We start from the raw sequence: 13,988 nt of genomic DNA, 5'->3' as shown, positions 1-13,988 counted from the left end.
AAGACTGGCCTTTACATTTTTACCACGCCCAACGCGTCGCTATGGACGTCGACGACCCATGAACAGGCTGACGAGGAACAGAATAATACCGACGATAAAGACGATTTTTGCTGCACCCGCTGCCGTACCTGCCAGACCACCAAAACCCAGAGCGGCGGCAATTAACGCGATAACCAGAAATATAATGCCCCAACGAAACATACGTTTCTCCTTTACCATAGTCATTGTCGACCGCTAAACATGAGCGCTCACGCTGCTCACTGCAATGTCGTACTTTTTAATTTACACGGCCCCCGGTGATGTACCGGGATTCGTATTCTGCAATTTATTTTACTTTAAGGTCGTTCTTAACGCTTTTCACACCGTCAACCGCTTTGGCGACGCTTTCAGCACGATCAATTTGTGCCTGGGAATCTACAGTCCCGGAAAGTTGAACAACACCGTCGGTGGTTTCAACTTTCACTTTACGTGCCGGGACAATGTCATCGGCCAGCAGTTTGGCTTTGATCTCACTGGTGGTTGCCGTATCGCCTGCGTAACCTTTCACGCCTTCTGACTTAGCGTCACGGACGTGAAGTTTGTCGCTGACAGACGCTACGCCTTCAACTTGTTTGGTCACTTTCACCGCTTCTTCAGCCTGTGCCTGACTTTCAACAAAACCGCTCAACGTAACCACTTTCTTCTCGGTTTTTACAGAGATATCAGTGCTCTTAATCGTTTCGTGATCAACCAGCGCCGCTTTAACTTTAGCTGTAATCGCGCTGTCGTCCATGAAATTGCCGACTTTATTCATAGAGCTATCGATTTTTTGCCCTGCGCTGTCAGAGGCTGCTTCTGCTTTGTTCGCCGTCGCGCTTTCTGCCAGAGCAGAGCCGCTTACCAGTGCAGTACCTAACATCACAGCCAGCAGAGATTTAGAAATCTTCAGTCTTTTCATATTCATCGAACTCATCCTGTAGGTTTGTCCATTACTGGACGTTTGCGACCACAACGCCGCTTTGCTGTAATGGTGAAAACTCACCTAATAGCCGTCAGCACATCGTCTCAAACTGAGCTGCGCTCAGTGGTAAGAAGTGGCCGGTGACCGCCGTTCCTCAGTTATTAATATCGTGATTAACAAATTAACTGGCGAATAAGGCTACTATTTACGCATTGAACAGAGCATTCAGCCAGTCAGTTTGTCATCACTTTGTTAAATATAGATCACAATAGTAATTCCGCTTGCGCAGATGATTAAAAAAAGAACAATCGAAGCGAAAAAGCGCTGAATTAAGATATTTCCGCAAGGGATTAATAAGGCAGGAAAAGTAACGGACGCGGCAGGTGCCGCGCCCGGGAGAGGAGATGATTAGTGTTCGCGGGTTTTACGGAACTGCACGTCAGGATAACGTTCCTGAGTAATGTTCAGGTTAACCATGGTTGGCGCGATATACGTCAGGTTATCGCCGCCATCAAGCGCAAGATGAAGTTCGTTCTTACGTTTAAACTCTTCGAATTTCTTCACGTCAGCGCTTTCAACCCAGCGGGCCGTTGCAACGTTAACGGATTCATAGATAGCTTCAACGTTGTATTCGCTTTTCAGGCGCGCAACCACCACGTCGAACTGCAGAACCCCTACCGCGCCGACAATCAGATCGTTATTGGCTATCGGGCGGAATACCTGCACCGCTCCCTCTTCTGAAAGCTGTACCAGACCTTTAAGCAGCTGTTTCTGCTTGAGCGGATCTCTCAGACGAATACGGCGGAACAGTTCCGGTGCGAAGTTCGGGATGCCGGTGAACTTCATCATTTCACCCTGAGTAAAGGTGTCGCCGATCTGGATGGTACCGTGGTTATGCAGGCCAATGATGTCGCCCGGATATCCCTCTTCAACGGGCGAGCGGCCCCCCGCCATAAACGTCAGGGCATCAGAAATCACCACGTCTTTTCCAATACGCACCTGGCGCAGCTTCATCCCTTTTTCATACTGGCCGGACACTACACGCATAAACGCCACGCGGTCACGGTGTTTCGGGTCCATGTTGGCCTGGATTTTAAAGACGAAACCGGTAAATTTCTCTTCTTCCGCCGTAACTTCACGGGTATCGGTTTTACGCGGCATCGGTGCAGGTGCCCATTCCACCAGACCGTCAAGCATATGGTCAACGCCGAAGTTACCAAGCGCGGTGCCAAAGAACACCGGCGTAATTTCTCCGGCCAGGAACAGTTCTTGATCGAATTCGTTCGACGCACCCTGTACCAGCTCCAGTTCATCACGCAACTGCTGCGCTAAATCGTCACCGACCGCAGCATCCAGATCCGGATTATTCAGGCCTTTAACAATACGGACTTCCTGAATGGTATGGCCTTTACCGGTCTGGTAAAGATAAGTTTCATCTTTATAAAGGTGGTAAACGCCTTTGAACAACTTGCCACAGCCGATTGGCCATGTGATTGGCGCGCAGCCAATCTTCAGCTCACTCTCAACTTCATCGAGCAGCTCCATCGGATCGCGAATGTCACGGTCGAGCTTATTCATAAAGGTCAAAATTGGCGTATCGCGCAGACGGGTGACCTCCATCAGCTTACGGGTCCGGTCTTCTACGCCTTTTGCGGCATCAATGACCATCAGGCAGCAGTCTACCGCCGTCAGCGTACGGTAAGTATCTTCCGAGAAGTCTTCGTGCCCCGGAGTATCCAGCAGGTTGACGAGGCTGTCGTGATACGGAAATTGCATAACGGAGGTGGTAATTGAGATCCCACGCTGCTTTTCCATTTCCATCCAGTCTGATTTCGCATGCTGGCTGGAGCCACGGCCTTTAACCGTACCGGCGGTCTGGATCGCCTGTCCGAACAACAATACTTTTTCAGTGATCGTCGTTTTACCGGCATCCGGGTGAGAGATAATGGCAAAAGTACGGCGCTTCGCCACCTCTTGCAAATAAGGAGACAACGTCATAGTTAACATCTTCTGTGTAAGTGCGCGGCAGCAGGCCACGCAGCGTAAATTACGAAATTGCGGCTATTGTACTCAAGAGCAACGGTCAGACAATCAATGTTTACACAGGAGCTGCTCCAGTTCAGATAATGACGTCACGGTCCAGGTCGGATGAAGGTCTTCAGGCAGCACGTGATGATGCGCATTCAGCCAGCAGGTTGACAGTCCGGCGTTAATGCCACCGCGAATATCCGACTCGGCGGTATCGCCGACCATCAGCACCCGCGAGCGATCGGGATTGCCCGCCTGCGCCAGCGCATAGTCAAAGATCCGCGCATCGGGTTTCGCCACTCCAACCTGTTCAGAGATGATCAGCAGATCAAAGTAATCCCGCAACCCGGTGCGTTCGAGGCGAATTTGCTGGAGCGCGGTAAAGCCGTTGGTAATAATACCGAGCTTTGCTTTACCACGCACGGCGTTAAGCAGCGATACTGCCCCCGGCAATGGGGCGCAAATTTCAGCCATGGCATTCATAAACGCGGCGTTAAGATCGCCCGGCGGAATGCTAAGACGTTCTGACCAGCTCTGAAAACGGCGATGCTGTAGCTGAAGTGAGGTGATCGCTCCGTTCTGGTAATCCACCCAGAGCGGTTTATTGACCGACTGATAGTCCTGAAAATCGTCCGCGGTGAATGTCACGCTGTAGTCAAGAAACATCCGCTGTAGGCCACCAAATGAGTCAAAGGTAAACAGCGTTTCATCAGCGTCAAAAAATATCCAGTCCCACTTCATCATTTCACCTTCTGTTACATGCTTATTGGCAGCGCCATTATTATTGCGTCTTCCCGCCCGTCGGCGGTGGGGTAGTAGTTACGACGTATGGTCGCCTCGTTAAAGCCTAACTGTTCATACAGCGCAATGGCGGCCAGGTTAGAGGCTCGCACCTCCAGCCATAATGTCACGACACCGCGCTTTTCCAGCTCATCAATCAAATGTTCGAGCAGCTCACGGCCGAGTCCCCGGCGCTGAAATGCAGGATCAACGGCAATGTTGAACAGGGTGGCTTCATCCAGCACGATTTGCGTGATGGCAAACGCCGCCATTTTTCCCTCAGCCATGAGCTGATAGTTAAGGTAACGTTCGCCCTGATTGCTGGCAAAGGTGTTCTCGCTCCACGGGAAAGCATGGGCGCGTTTTTCAATTTCCCAGGCCTGGGAGAGATCGGTCGTGCTGAGGAAAGAAATCGTGTTCATAAGTGCAAATTTGTTGCCATAGCGCGGCGCGGGCCGCCGGGTTTGAACGCAAATCGGCCCACGCCGGGGTCGCCATTTGTGCACCGATGAGCGTAATCGGCTCATCGATACCCAGTCGCCAGCTGTTACAGTGACTGCCTTCCGGCAACATCGCAACACGATCCGGCGTCAGTTGCAGGACCTGATCGGGAGTAAGCATTAATGCGCGTAAAATATCACTAATGAAAGGATGAGTAAGCGCGGGTAAATTATTACCGGCCATCACCAGACGCACGTGCGCTGGCAGAGTAATCGCAATTTCACCCCGGAGCGCTCCAGGACGGCGTAGCGACCACCGGGTGATCCCCAGCTGCTGTAATTGCCACTCTCGTCGGGTTGTCATAGTGGAACGCTCCTGTCTGTCAGGGGCGCAAATATAGCAAATTCGTCGAAACCGCGCCAATAAACCTCTATAATCGCAGCCAGGATCAATAGAGGAACCTTTATGTCTGCTTTTACCCCGGCAAGTGAAGTCTTGCTGCGCCACAGTGATGATTTCGAACAGAGCCGTATAATTTTTGCCGGTGATTTGCAGGACGACCTGCCCGCTCGCCTGGAGACGGCTGCCAGCCGCGCCCATACGCAACAATTTCATCACTGGCAGGTGCTGGAACGCCAGATGGGTGAAAACGTGCGCTTTAGCCTTGTTGCTGAAGCTGCGGATGTCGCCGACTGCGATACGCTGGTTTATTACTGGCCAAAAAATAAGCCGGAAGCCCAGTTTCAGCTGCTGAACCTGCTTTCACTGCTCCCCATTGGCACTGACATTTTTGTGGTAGGCGAAAACCGCAGCGGTGTGCGCAGCGCCGAACAGATGCTCGCCGACCTGGCCCCGCTGAACAAAATTGACAGCGCACGTCGCTGTGGCCTGTACCACGGTCGTCTGGAAAAGCAGCCGACTTTTGATGCTGAACAATACTGGAATGAGTACGATCTCGACGGTCTCACGATTAAAACGCTGCCCGGCGTCTTTAGCCGCGACGGGCTGGATACCGGCAGTCAACTGCTGCTCTCTACGCTCAAGCCGCATACGAAAGGCAAAGTGCTGGATGTTGGCTGCGGTGCCGGCGTGCTGGCCACCGTTCTTGCCAGTCATTCGCCAAAAGTTCGTCTGACACTGTGCGATGTGAGTGCGCCAGCCGTTGACGCAAGCCGGGCAACGCTTGCGGCTAACGCACTGGAAGGTGAAGTCTTTGCCAGCAACGTCTTTTCAGAGGTGACGGGACGTTTTGATATGATTATTTCTAACCCGCCGTTCCATGACGGGATGCAGACCAGCTTTGAAGCGGCGCAAACGCTGATCCGCGGCGCGGTACGCCACCTGAACAGCGGTGGGGAATTACGCATTGTCGCTAACGCCTTTCTGCCCTACCCGCAGGCGCTGGATGAAACCTTTGGCTTCCACGAAGTGCTCGCCCAGACCGGACGTTTCAAAGTCTACCGCGCCATCATGACGCGTCAGGCGAAGAAGTAATCCCTGTCAGGCCGGATAGCGTCTTATCCGGCCAATTATTAAGGCCATTTTTGCAGCATTCAGCCCACGCGCAGTAATTAACTATTGACGAAAGGTTGAAAACATCTAGAATGCGCCTCCGTGGTAACGATACTTTTTGAGTATCGATGGTATGCGAAGGTGGCGGAATTGGTAGACGCGCTAGCTTCAGGTGTTAGTGTCCTTTGGATGTGGGGGTTCGAGTCCCCCCCCTCGCACCATAATCCACGTTGATATTGCTCGCACTGGGCGAAGGTGGCGGAATTGGTAGACGCGCTAGCTTCAGGTGTTAGTGTCCTTAGGATGTGGGGGTTCGAGTCCCCCCCCTCGCACCAACGAGGCGATATCAAATTCAAAAAAGTAAGATGACTGTGCGAAGGTGGCGGAATTGGTAGACGCGCTAGCTTCAGGTGTTAGTGTCCTTAGGATGTGGGGGTTCGAGTCCCCCCCCTCGCACCAGATATCTTATCTCTCTTCCGGTACATCACGTCAGATTCAGCCAGCCAGCTTTAAATTCATTATCACCAGCATCATCCCGCCGATTAATGCAATGCCTGATGGCAACAGCACGAAATGACGCAGTCGTTTATGCCAAATCATACCGGACGTCAGCAATAACCCCAGAACGATTAATCCACGCCATGCATCAATCGACAGATCGGCAAAGGCCAGACCTGCCATGATAAATCCCGGGATCAATACTGCCCAGCCACTTCCCAGCGTTCGCTGCAACATGCTTTCGCCTCTCACAGTGATAATGATAACCAATATCATATGGCATATTTTCTCATTTGTCAGCGGTAATTAAAAAAAGCAGCAGTACATTTACTTTTGCAGTAATGACAGACATTCCTTAAGGTGATAAATTGTGCGCCCTAAAAACGAGACCGATGGACACCTTATATTTGCGCCTGTTTTCAAGCGCGTTATTTTTCATTTTGGCGATACACACTTTTAACCCCAAGTAAAATAACGAATTACTGATATGACAGCACACACATGGCGTTCCCTGAAGGACAAGAAATATCAGCTTTCCTTGCGGCTGTTTTTGTTCCTCAATTTAGTCTCGACGATTTTTATCATCATCAGCCCGCTGTATAACGCTCGCATGCTGACGCTGCCCATCGTTGTTATTTCCCTGGTAAGCTCAGGGCTACTGGTGTGGCATTACCGATTTCCGCATAAGAAAATAAATATAAACGTCATCTCGGCTGTATCGGGTTGTCTGTGGGCATGGCATGTTGCCGTTAAATATTCACAAATCGATCCTACTGATTTTAGCTATCTGATCATTTCCTTATTAAGCGTGTTATTTATCGGCACTATCTCTTTCCCCAATAACATTAGTGCTTTTACGCTGCACTCCCTGCCGATATTTCTAATCTGCCTGTGGCTTAATGACGGAGAATTGTGGCCGCGCATGGTGTATTGCTTCGCCCTGCCAATGGTGGGTATTACTATTCAGCACGTGATTCAAAAGCGTAATGACCACTTCGCGCAAAGCCTGATGTATAAATTGCTGGAGGAGCGGGAAACGCTGAACGATCTCAGTATGCTCGATCCCCTTACCGGACTATATAACCGGCGTGGCCTGAAAAACCGCCTTGATACGCTTCTGTCAATCGATTCGGGGCAACATTATGTTCTGCTGATCGACATCGACCATTTCAAAGCTTATAACGATCATTATGGCCATATGATGGGCGATCAGGCGCTGATCCGCGTTTCAGCGGCAATACGTGATGCCGTGCGTTCGCGCGATATCGTGACGCGTTTTGGCGGGGAAGAATTTATGGTGCTGGTGACCAACAGTGACGCAGGCCGGGCGCGTGAAACCGCCGAACGCATCCGCCAGCAGGTCTACGATCTCAAGATCCCGCATATGTTCAATGAAAGTGTAGCGACCAATGTTACCGTCAGTATTGGTATTGCGAATCTGCAGGGTGATGCTGTCGACAGCGCGCTGGAAAGTGCTGATAAAGCGCTTTACGAAGCTAAGCATTTGGGAAGGAACAATATTCTGAGCAGCGATGAAATTCGCTTTGCCTGAGCACCCTTTTTAGCGCGGAAAAGAGTTGCGATTGTCTTTATCTATAGTTAGGATTGGCAATCATTATCATTTAGATTTGTATCTATCTTTGCGTATGGCATATCGTTCTGCACCGATTATCGAAGATGTGATCTGGCTGACGCCTTTTAGCGAAAAGCGAGCGACGCTGGCAGAAGCTATGCGCAATGTCATCGCTGAAAATCGGGCGCACATGCTCGATTTTATCCGCTTTGATGAGCTTCCTCCCACGCAAGCGATGACGCTTGCCACCTGGTCACGCCCGGCTGAACTGCGCACGTTGCTTGCGCTTTATGGCGATCATATCTATCGTAATCAGCCCATGCAGCCGCGCGAAGATAAGCCTTTACTCTCTCTGTGGGCGCAATGGTATATCGGTCTTTTGATCCCGCCGCTGATGCTGGCCCTGTTAAGCGGAGAACGTGCGCCTGACCTTTCGCCTGAACATTTTCACGTTGAATTCCATGAAACCGGCCGTGCGGCCTGCTTCTGGATAGATGTTATTGAAGATGAGCAGTGTTCAGCGCTGTCTCCGGTTAAACGCATTGAAAAGCTGGTAACCCAGACACTTATACCGGTAGTCAGGGCGCTGGAAGCGACGGGCGAGATTAACGGCAAGCTTATCTGGAGTAATACCGGCTATCTGATTAACTGGTATCTGGGAGAGATTAAGCCGCTGCTCGGCGATGCGCTGACGGAAACGCTCCGCCAGCACTTTTTCTTCGGTAAGCAATTTACTGATGGCAGTGATAATCCACTGTGGCGCACCGTTGTTCCACGCGATGGATTGCTGGTACGTCGTACCTGCTGCCAGCGCTATCGCCTGCCGGATGTTCAGCAGTGCGGCGACTGTACATTAACGAAATAGGGTAAATTAAGCGCCCGATGACGTTCTGCCACCGGGCTACATTCCATTACGCAGTTTGTTCTGCTTCCACTCGTGCCGCTTCCTGATCTTCCTGCTCCAGCAATTGTTTCTCGTAAACTTTAAAGAACGGGAAGTAAATTACCGCCGAGATAACCGCTAACGCAATCACCAGAACCGCGCCGCGGAAGTCCCAGCCCAGCGCCCACGCGGCACCTATTGGCGCAGGAGCCGTCCACGGTACAACAGAGATGACCCGTCCAACCAGATCCATTTTCACCACGCCCCATGCAATCGTTGCGTTCACCATCGGTGCCAGCAGGAAGGGAATGAAGAACACCGGGTTCATCACGATAGGGGTACCGAAAATGACCGGTTCGTTGATGTTAAATACGCTGGGGACAATACTCAGGCGGCCAATCGAACGTAAATGCGCCGAACGGCTACGCAGATAGCAAATGACCAGGCCCATGGTGGCCCCGGAGCCGCCAACTACCACAAAGAATGTCCAGAACGCTTCCATGAAAATATGCGGAAGTGGCGCACCCTGTGCGAGCGCACTTTGGTTCATCCCAAGGTTCGTTAACCAGAACATTTGCAGCATACCAGAAACGATGGCCGCGCCGTGGATGCCGGCAAACCATAGCAGGTGCCCGATTAATACCGCCAGCAAGACGGCCGGTAGCGAGTCTGCCGCTGAAACCAGGGGTTTAAACAGAGACATAATAGCCTGCGGGATCAGCATATCGAATTCACTCTGTATCCAAAGGCTTAGTGGATACAGGGTAACAATAACGACCAGGACAGGGATCAAAAGATCAAAAGAGTTTTTGATCATCGGCGGTACGGCATCCGGCAGACGGATCCCGATATTATGCGCTTTTAGAAAACGCATGAGTTCAACGCAATAGATAGCGACCAGAATAGCGGTAAAAATGCCCGTGCCACCAAGACTGTCAACCGGCAGCGTACCGTTAGTTTTCGGCGACGCCACCAGCAAGAATGCCATGATGGAGAGCATTGCGCCCATAAACGGATCAAGCTGGAATTTCTTCTCGTAGTGTTTACCCAGATTGTAGGCAATAGCCGCGCAGATATAAATCGACATAATACCCATGGTCATATCAAACGGCGTTAAAATACGACTTTCATACTGCTTAGCCAGATCCAGCCAGGCACGTGCGAATCCCCAGGTCGTGTCCGGAGAAAAAGGCGGATACACAAAAACCAGTAAAAACGATCCGACAATCATAAATGGCATGGCGGAAATAAAACCATCCTTGATGGCCATAACATGACGCTGAGCAGAAACGCGCCCGGCGATAGGGCTGACATAGTTTTCAACGAAGCGGAATATCAGATTAAATGCGGCATGGTTAGCAGACATAGCAGCCCTCCTGACAGGCTATAGACGTAAGCACAGCGGCCCTATTTATAGCTATACATGTTTTCGCCTTGTGAGCCAGCGTCCTGCAGGTTAACGCTTGAGGGTCAGTGTTCACAGGGTGATATGTCATGCACGGCTCTTATTATTTCGATACAGTGGAAGTTACAGCCGTAGTATTAAACTGCATTGAGATTATCTGCAACCGGTTACTGTAACCGGTTGCAGTGAATGTGAAGGGGATCGAGAAATCTCAATATTCATTGCATTTTACGTTGGGCATTTACATTGACCGGACGCATATGACAGATTAAACCGGATAATAGTCTGGAGATCCTCATGAGTCTGCAATCTGTGCGACAATTCTTTGCCGATCGCGCCCCCGATGTTGAAATAATTGAACTCAGTCAAAGTACTGCTACCGTGGCCCTTGCAGCAGCAGCGCATCACGTAGAACCCGGGCAAATAGCGAAGACGCTCTCATTTGAGATTAAAAATGAGGTGATTCTCATCGTGGCAAAAGGCGATGCGCGGCTGGATAATAAAAAATTAAAAGCGGCATTTGGCGCGAAAGTGCGCATGTTAAGCAGTGATGAGGTAATAGTGCTCACCGGGCATCCTGTGGGAGGCGTCTGCCCTTTCGGGCTGGAAAACCCGTTAGCTGTCTACTGTGATATTTCACTACAGCAATATCAGGAGGTTTTACCTGCGGCAGGCGCTACGCATAGCGCCGTAAGGATCTCACCGCAGCGGATGGCTGAGCTCATCGGGGCGACCTGGATAGACGTCTGCCTGTAGAAAAAGCTGGCGAAGGGCTGCACATCCTTTGCCAGATCTGACGTCTTTAATGCGCGACAATTGCGCTTTCTCTTACCGCATATTCTTCACCCACAACCGGGATATTGATGAGAATATCTGCCGCGTGTAACAGCCCCATATCCGAACTAACGCCCAGTTTGGTCATGGCATTAAACTTATGCGCCCGGATCGTTTTGATATTACGCTCCAGCTGTGCAGCAATCTCGGGCATAGAATACCCATAGGCCATAAACTGGAGAATAGCGCGTTCTGTAGGACTGAGCATACGCGAATTACTGACGTACCAGTGATTATGCGCATTGACATTGATACGACGTGTTTCACGTAAAAGCGTTACAAGCTGAGTCTGTAAAATATCCAGAGGCGCTGTTTTACTAATAATACCGTGCAGACCTGAGGGCGCCAGATGGCTGACCAGGCGAGCTTCGCGCTCATCATTTGCGAGCATAATTCGCTGTGTTTTTGGATACTGCTGGCTCAGTTCGCTTAACAGTACCAATCCTTCACGCCGCTGTTCTCTGCTGCCTGAAAGTGAATAAATGACAGAGAAAAAAATACGCGTATCAAGCGCCTCTTTTAACTCAACGTAGTTTCTAAAAAAATGTACTGTATAATTATCGCCAGCGGCCGTTTCAAAAAAATGACGCAGTCCAACTTCTGTCATTCTGCAAGGTTCTACGATAGCGATATGTCGCTTTGCGGGGCTCTTTTCCATTCGATTGAATCTCCATAGGCTGAAAGTAGATTCAGCTCTTTCATTCCCTGTGCGCTATTTATCCAGGCGTACATCTCCGCATTGCTGCGTAACGCTAAACGGCGCATTGCACTATTTTTTTGCGCACTAATCGTTTTATTGCTTTTTTTCAATAAGGCCGCGATTTGATTAATTCCCCAGCCTTTGCCAAGAAGACGCAATACCTTACGTTCAGATAAGGTTAACACGACCAAAGACTCTTCTTCACTAAGGGAATCTTCATTATCGACAGTTAACAACATCTGGCTAATGCGTTCTGTTGATAATCCTCCGGCACGAATGGCTTTTACAACCTGATCAACAGGCTCTGCATCAGAGAGTAATGTACTTTCTGGACGCATCAAAAACTCTACGGCTAAGGGATAAACAGGGCGAGAGACAAGAAATATCCAGTGAATATCACGGTATTGTGAAATTAAAGCATAATACTGTTCGCAAATGGTACGAGCATGATGAAATTCGCTGGAGAGGTCTACCAGCACCAGTGTAGCACGGCGAAGTTGAAAAAGCGTTAACTGTTCAGGAGATCGACATGAGGTAAGTTCATACTCAGGGAAATGCAGTTCCATTATACCGCTAAGCCCGGTTTGCATTACTGGTATTTTGCTGATAATAACACCATATTTGCAATAACCCGATACCATACAAATAACCTCCACATCCTGTCGAAGAATCACTTTATTTTATGATTATAGAACATCATTCATGTGAATAAGTAAAATAAATATATTCACGTGCATTTTAGTGAATCTTGCCTTTCCCTGTAAATGTCCATTATTGTACATCTAAAATCATACAACAATCCCTAATATCACATCATACTCTTGAAAGGACAATGTGAACATTATAAATATCTCATAATGACAAAAAAAATTTAATCAATTCCAGAGTAGAAAAACAGAATTTTCTTTTAAGAAAAACTAAAAATATTCATTGCGTAAATATTACTGTATTTTTAAAAATGAGATGACAACTTTACCATTACCTGCGAACTCAATCAGTGTTTTTTTACGCTTCAACCAGAAGATGAGGGATACACAATAGTAGATTTTTTGCACATTCTTTGATCTTAGTCACCGCTATTGCAGGGGGGAGTCATGGTAAAACAGCTCTTTACACTGCATTTTCTATTTCAGGGCTACCCATGCAAGCCGATCGGTCATTGCAAAGAACCATTACGCGATTGTGTATTCAATGTGGGCTTTTTTTATTGCAGCATGGTGCAGAGAGTGCGCTCGTTGAAGAGCTATCAACGCGTCTGGGTCGTGCTCTGGGGATGGACAGTGTTGAAAGCGCCATCTCCTCTAATGCCATTGTACTCACCACCATTAAAGATGGGCTGTGCCTGACTTCGACGCGTAAGAACAGCGATCGCGGTATCAATATGCACGTCGTGACTGAGGTTCAGCATATTGTCATTATGGCGGAGCATAAGCTGCTGGATCACCGGGAGGTCGAAAAGCGATTTAATCATATTAAGCCGCTACGTTATCCCCGCTGGTTGCTGGTCATCATGGTCGGCCTCTCCTGCGGCTGTTTTTGTAAACTGAATGATGGCGGCTGGGATGGCGCATTTATTACCTTTAGTGCAAGCGCAGTGGCGATGTACGTGCGTCAAGTATTAACTCACCGTTCACTGCATCCGCAAATTAATTTCTGCCTGACCGCTTTTGTCGCCACGACAATTTCGGGTCTGCTGTTAAGACTTCCTTTATTTAGCGAAACGTCAAATGTCGCTATGGCTGCCAGCGTCCTGCTGCTGGTTCCGGGTTTTCCATTAATTAACGCGGTAGCCGATATGTTTAAAGGACATATAAACACCGGGCTAGCCCGCTGGGCAATCGCCAGTCTTCTGACGCTGGCAACCTGTATTGGTGTGGTGATGGCGCTTACTTTATGGGGACTACGCGGATGGGCATAATTGATTTTCTGCTGGCGCTGATACAGGACATGATCCTCTCGGCCATCCCTGCGGTCGGATTTGCGATGGTATTTAACGTTCCTCATCGCGCATTGCCGTGGTGCGCGCTACTGGGGGCCATCGGGCACGGCTCCCGAATGGCTATGTTTACCGCGGGATTCAATATCGAATGGTCCACGTTTATGGCATCCATACTGGTGGGCACTATCGGTATTTATTGGTCGCGCTGGTATCTGGCCCATCCTAAAATCTTTACCGTCGCAGCGGTAATTCCGATGTTCCCCGGTATTGCGGCCTATACTGCGATGGTTTCTGCCGTCAAAATTAGCCATTTTGGCTACTCAGAAACGTTGATGATCATGCTGCTGACGCATTTTCTGAAAGCATCCTCTATTGTCGGCGCACTTTCCATTGGGTTGTCACTCCCCGGTCTGTGGCTCTATCGAAAACGTCCTCGCGTGTAATGGCGGCCCACA

General features: G+C 49.6%; 16 protein-coding genes and 3 tRNA genes. 9 read left to right on the top strand and 10 right to left on the bottom strand.

From position 1 onward, the window contains the following. Window positions 1–39: 39 nt before the first annotated feature. The 6 genes from AC791_RS20060 to AC791_RS17835 all read right to left on the bottom strand — a co-directional run bounded on the left by AC791_RS20060 (window position 40) and on the right by AC791_RS17835 (window position 4,552). Complete coding sequence (locus AC791_RS20060) at window positions 40–201, bottom strand: DUF1328 domain-containing protein (RefSeq protein ID WP_007373037.1); 162 nt, start codon at window positions 199–201, stop codon at window positions 40–42. 124 nt (window positions 202–325) lie between these two features. Beyond that, window positions 326–943 (bottom strand): molecular chaperone OsmY, encoded by a 618-nt coding sequence (osmY, locus tag AC791_RS17855; RefSeq protein WP_049841821.1) that lies wholly within the window; start codon window positions 941–943, stop codon window positions 326–328. A 405-nt stretch (window positions 944–1,348) separates the two neighbouring features. Beyond that, window positions 1,349–2,938: a peptide chain release factor 3 gene (prfC, locus tag AC791_RS17850; protein WP_049841820.1), complete on the bottom strand. Its 1,590-nt coding sequence runs from the start codon at window positions 2,936–2,938 to the stop codon at window positions 1,349–1,351. Between the two features lie 93 nt (window positions 2,939–3,031). Beyond that, entirely contained in the window at window positions 3,032–3,709 is a 678-nt protein-coding gene (gene yjjG, locus AC791_RS17845) for a pyrimidine 5'-nucleotidase (RefSeq protein ID WP_049842039.1), read from the bottom strand. Between the two features lie 14 nt (window positions 3,710–3,723). Further along, window positions 3,724–4,170 carry a ribosomal protein S18-alanine N-acetyltransferase gene (gene rimI, locus AC791_RS17840; protein WP_049841819.1) on the bottom strand — a complete coding sequence of 149 codons (447 nt, stop codon included), beginning with the start codon at window positions 4,168–4,170 and terminating at the stop codon, window positions 3,724–3,726. Beyond that, window positions 4,115–4,552: a DNA polymerase III subunit psi gene (locus AC791_RS17835; protein WP_049841818.1), complete on the bottom strand. Its 438-nt coding sequence runs from the start codon at window positions 4,550–4,552 to the stop codon at window positions 4,115–4,117. The genes rimI and AC791_RS17835 overlap by 56 nt, the downstream gene beginning before the upstream one ends. A gap of 102 nt (window positions 4,553–4,654) precedes the next feature. Between AC791_RS17835 and rsmC the strand changes: the two genes are divergently transcribed. From rsmC to AC791_RS17815, 4 genes are all read left to right on the top strand, one after another. Beyond that, window positions 4,655–5,683 (top strand): 16S rRNA (guanine(1207)-N(2))-methyltransferase RsmC, encoded by a 1,029-nt coding sequence (gene rsmC / locus AC791_RS17830; RefSeq protein ID WP_049841817.1) that lies wholly within the window; start codon window positions 4,655–4,657, stop codon window positions 5,681–5,683. 153 nt (window positions 5,684–5,836) lie between these two features. Continuing rightward, window positions 5,837–5,922, top strand: a tRNA-Leu gene (locus tag AC791_RS17825). A 28-nt stretch (window positions 5,923–5,950) separates the two neighbouring features. Then, window positions 5,951–6,036 (top strand) — tRNA-Leu (locus tag AC791_RS17820). Window positions 6,037–6,074: 38 nt separating this feature from the next. Continuing rightward, window positions 6,075–6,160: transfer RNA gene (locus tag AC791_RS17815), tRNA-Leu, on the top strand. A 36-nt stretch (window positions 6,161–6,196) separates the two neighbouring features. Here the strand turns inward: AC791_RS17815 and AC791_RS17810 are convergent. Further along, the gene (locus AC791_RS17810) at window positions 6,197–6,475 is read right to left on the bottom strand and encodes a DUF1435 domain-containing protein (RefSeq protein WP_077264667.1); all 279 of its coding nucleotides are present in this window, start codon (window positions 6,473–6,475) and stop codon (window positions 6,197–6,199) included. Window positions 6,476–6,686: 211 nt separating this feature from the next. On the opposite strand from AC791_RS17810, the gene AC791_RS17805 reads away from it, so the two are divergent. Together AC791_RS17805 and fhuF are read left to right on the top strand one after the other, a co-directional pair. Beyond that, a complete protein-coding gene (locus AC791_RS17805; RefSeq protein ID WP_049841815.1) occupies window positions 6,687–7,751 on the top strand; it encodes a GGDEF domain-containing protein in 1,065 nt (354 codons plus the stop codon). Between the two features lie 94 nt (window positions 7,752–7,845). Further along, window positions 7,846–8,637: a siderophore-iron reductase FhuF gene (fhuF, locus tag AC791_RS17800; protein ID WP_049842038.1), complete on the top strand. Its 792-nt coding sequence runs from the start codon at window positions 7,846–7,848 to the stop codon at window positions 8,635–8,637. A gap of 46 nt (window positions 8,638–8,683) precedes the next feature. Here the strand turns inward: fhuF and AC791_RS17795 are convergent, their stop codons facing one another. Further along, on the bottom strand, window positions 8,684–10,021 hold the full coding sequence (locus AC791_RS17795) for a PTS sugar transporter subunit IIC (protein ID WP_049841814.1): 1,338 nt from the start codon (window positions 10,019–10,021) through the stop codon (window positions 8,684–8,686). 336 nt (window positions 10,022–10,357) lie between these two features. Here AC791_RS17795 and AC791_RS17790 point away from each other — a divergent pair, with 336 nt between their 5' ends. Further along, a complete protein-coding gene (locus AC791_RS17790; RefSeq protein ID WP_049841813.1) occupies window positions 10,358–10,816 on the top strand; it encodes a YbaK/EbsC family protein in 459 nt (152 codons plus the stop codon). Between the two features lie 46 nt (window positions 10,817–10,862). Here AC791_RS17790 and bglJ read toward each other — a convergent pair whose 3' ends face one another. Further along, the gene (gene bglJ / locus AC791_RS17785; RefSeq protein WP_049841812.1) at window positions 10,863–11,501 is read right to left on the bottom strand and encodes a DNA-binding transcriptional activator BglJ; all 639 of its coding nucleotides are present in this window, start codon (window positions 11,499–11,501) and stop codon (window positions 10,863–10,865) included. Window positions 11,502–11,512: 11 nt separating this feature from the next. Beyond that, window positions 11,513–12,235 carry a helix-turn-helix transcriptional regulator gene (locus AC791_RS17780; RefSeq protein ID WP_049841811.1) on the bottom strand — a complete coding sequence of 241 codons (723 nt, stop codon included), beginning with the start codon at window positions 12,233–12,235 and terminating at the stop codon, window positions 11,513–11,515. Between the two features lie 500 nt (window positions 12,236–12,735). On the opposite strand from AC791_RS17780, the gene AC791_RS17775 reads away from it, so the two are divergent. After that, window positions 12,736–13,512, top strand: a complete 777-nt coding sequence (locus AC791_RS17775) for a threonine/serine ThrE exporter family protein (RefSeq protein WP_049841810.1) — start codon at window positions 12,736–12,738, stop codon at window positions 13,510–13,512. After that, window positions 13,503–13,976 carry a threonine/serine exporter gene (locus tag AC791_RS17770; RefSeq protein ID WP_049841809.1) on the top strand — a complete coding sequence of 158 codons (474 nt, stop codon included), beginning with the start codon at window positions 13,503–13,505 and terminating at the stop codon, window positions 13,974–13,976. The genes AC791_RS17775 and AC791_RS17770 overlap by 10 nt, the downstream gene beginning before the upstream one ends. The last annotated feature ends 12 nt before the right edge of the window (window positions 13,977–13,988 follow it).

The sequence above is a fragment of the Klebsiella sp. RIT-PI-d genome (assembly GCF_001187865.1).
In the GTDB taxonomy this organism is placed as follows: domain Bacteria; phylum Pseudomonadota; class Gammaproteobacteria; order Enterobacterales; family Enterobacteriaceae; genus Superficieibacter.
The sequence above is the reverse complement of the archived record's forward strand: the minus strand, read 5'-3'. Positions and strand labels throughout refer to the sequence as shown.

Coding starts and splice junctions, on each gene's coding strand:
- rsmC (WP_049841817.1), top strand. CDS start 4,655: ATGTCTGCTTTTACCCCGGCAAGTGAAGTCTTGCTGCGCCACAGTGAT.
- osmY (WP_049841821.1), bottom strand. CDS start 943: ATGAATATGAAAAGACTGAAGATTTCTAAATCTCTGCTGGCTGTGATG.
- AC791_RS17795 (WP_049841814.1), bottom strand. CDS start 10,021: ATGTCTGCTAACCATGCCGCATTTAATCTGATATTCCGCTTCGTTGAA.
- AC791_RS17835 (WP_049841818.1), bottom strand. CDS start 4,552: ATGACAACCCGACGAGAGTGGCAATTACAGCAGCTGGGGATCACCCGG.
- AC791_RS17775 (WP_049841810.1), top strand. CDS start 12,736: ATGCAAGCCGATCGGTCATTGCAAAGAACCATTACGCGATTGTGTATT.
- bglJ (WP_049841812.1), bottom strand. CDS start 11,501: ATGACAGAAGTTGGACTGCGTCATTTTTTTGAAACGGCCGCTGGCGAT.
- AC791_RS17780 (WP_049841811.1), bottom strand. CDS start 12,235: ATGGTATCGGGTTATTGCAAATATGGTGTTATTATCAGCAAAATACCA.
- AC791_RS20060 (WP_007373037.1), bottom strand. CDS start 201: ATGTTTCGTTGGGGCATTATATTTCTGGTTATCGCGTTAATTGCCGCC.
- rimI (WP_049841819.1), bottom strand. CDS start 4,170: ATGAACACGATTTCTTTCCTCAGCACGACCGATCTCTCCCAGGCCTGG.
- AC791_RS17770 (WP_049841809.1), top strand. CDS start 13,503: ATGGGCATAATTGATTTTCTGCTGGCGCTGATACAGGACATGATCCTC.
- AC791_RS17790 (WP_049841813.1), top strand. CDS start 10,358: ATGAGTCTGCAATCTGTGCGACAATTCTTTGCCGATCGCGCCCCCGAT.
- AC791_RS17805 (WP_049841815.1), top strand. CDS start 6,687: ATGACAGCACACACATGGCGTTCCCTGAAGGACAAGAAATATCAGCTT.
- prfC (WP_049841820.1), bottom strand. CDS start 2,938: ATGACGTTGTCTCCTTATTTGCAAGAGGTGGCGAAGCGCCGTACTTTT.
- fhuF (WP_049842038.1), top strand. CDS start 7,846: ATGGCATATCGTTCTGCACCGATTATCGAAGATGTGATCTGGCTGACG.
- AC791_RS17810 (WP_077264667.1), bottom strand. CDS start 6,475: ATGATATTGGTTATCATTATCACTGTGAGAGGCGAAAGCATGTTGCAG.
- yjjG (WP_049842039.1), bottom strand. CDS start 3,709: ATGAAGTGGGACTGGATATTTTTTGACGCTGATGAAACGCTGTTTACC.